The sequence below is a fragment of the Pseudomonas asuensis genome (assembly GCF_014646755.1).
Classification (GTDB): domain Bacteria; phylum Pseudomonadota; class Gammaproteobacteria; order Pseudomonadales; family Pseudomonadaceae; genus Chryseomonas; species Chryseomonas asuensis.
Window position 1 is genome coordinate 1 of the sequence record NZ_BMNW01000058.1, and the last position, 1458, is coordinate 1458.

1 protein-coding gene is annotated in these 1458 nt (G+C 50.4%); it reads right to left on the reverse strand.

Annotation, left to right across the window (positions count from 1 at the left end):
• Window positions 1-147: 147 nt before the first annotated feature.
• Window positions 148-663, reverse strand: a complete 516-nt coding sequence (locus IEX86_RS24620; protein ID WP_188868774.1) for a chemotaxis protein CheB — start codon at window positions 661-663, stop codon at window positions 148-150.
• Window positions 664-1458: the final 795 nt, after the last annotated feature.

Here is a 1458-nt window from a genome sequence, read left to right on the forward strand (position 1 = left end):
GAACCCCGAAGGTTGTGTCCAACTTTCAGGGGTCAGTTCACTTCTTCTTCAGCAAGCTGACTCTCTTTACTCACCCACTCAGGCGCATCATGCGGTGTCTTGCGCTCAGCCTGGCCAACCAATTCGATTAGCTCGGCTGAAATGTCGTTAACCGGCAGGCAGAAGTCGACATCGGCGTGTTGAAGCGCACTGAGCGGCATACATGGCGCCTTGGCTTCCAGCGGAAGCCTGAACGATGGCTGTTCTGCCATAGGCCTTGATGGCCTGCAGGCCTACAGTTCCGTCATCAAGATTACCGGTAAGCAAGACGCCAATAGCATTCTGGCGAAACATCATGGCGGCCGAGCGAAACAATGGGTCAATGGCAGGGCGGGAGTAGTTTTCCTTGGGGCCGTAGGTAAGCTTGAGGGTGCCATGCTCGACCTGAAGATGCCGGTCCGGCGGTGCGACCATTATAACGCCTGGGACAATGGCTTCCCTATCCTGAGCATAGCGGACAGGCAGCGAGGACGACTCTTTTAAAAGCTCAGGCAGAATACTGTCGTAGGCGCCGATGTGCATGACGACCAAGACTGCAGCGGGAAAGTCGGCGGGCAGCCCTGCCAGCAAACATTTCAGCGTCCCAAGTCCACCGGTAGAGGTGCCAATCACGATAATGTTCATAGGCCCACCTTTTGTTTGTCCTGATGGGACAAACAAAAAGAGCACTTAGGTCGATAAAGAAGCGCTGAATGTCAGAGCGCCTATCGCTGATGGGTAAGCTGTATAGCTATTAGTCCTGGACTCATCATGGTTACAAACGGGACTATCTAATGGCAATCAGCGTATTAGATAAACGATCAAAGGAAACAGTATTAGCGCTGGAGGCTGTTGTTATAGATCTCCATGGCTTGATGACAAAAAAGCATTAGTCGCTCCAGCTCCCACGGTTTGGACAGAAATACTAACTGCTCCAATCTTGGTAGTCAGCCCTTGCACAGTAAGCAGATGAAAGAATGATATGTAGGTTCGGACAGGCACTAGAGGCAAGACAAGCTAGGTCTGCTCCGTCTAAACGTCCCGGCATACGAATATCCGAAACCAGTAGCGAAACCTCGTTGAGGTGCTGTTGCAGGTAGGCTCATCCTGCATCAGCAGTTGAAAATACAGCGACAGAAAACCCCTCTATTTCCAAAACATCTCGAACCAATTCGCGTATGAGCTCTTCATCTTCACAAAGGAGAGCGGTAGGAGGAGCGGTGCTATTAGGTCTCAGCATAGTCATAAGAAGGCTTTCAGGCGGGAAAGCCATTAGCGTCATGACTAGGTGCTAATCAAGCTTGTTCCTTTCTTCCGACCAGGCAGCTGCCTTGTACAAGTTAAAGGCAAGATTCAGTACAAGAATCTAATCATGTACAGCTATTTTGAAGTGCTCTTAATCATGCGTACTTCGTTGCGCTGTAGCCATTAGGGTATACC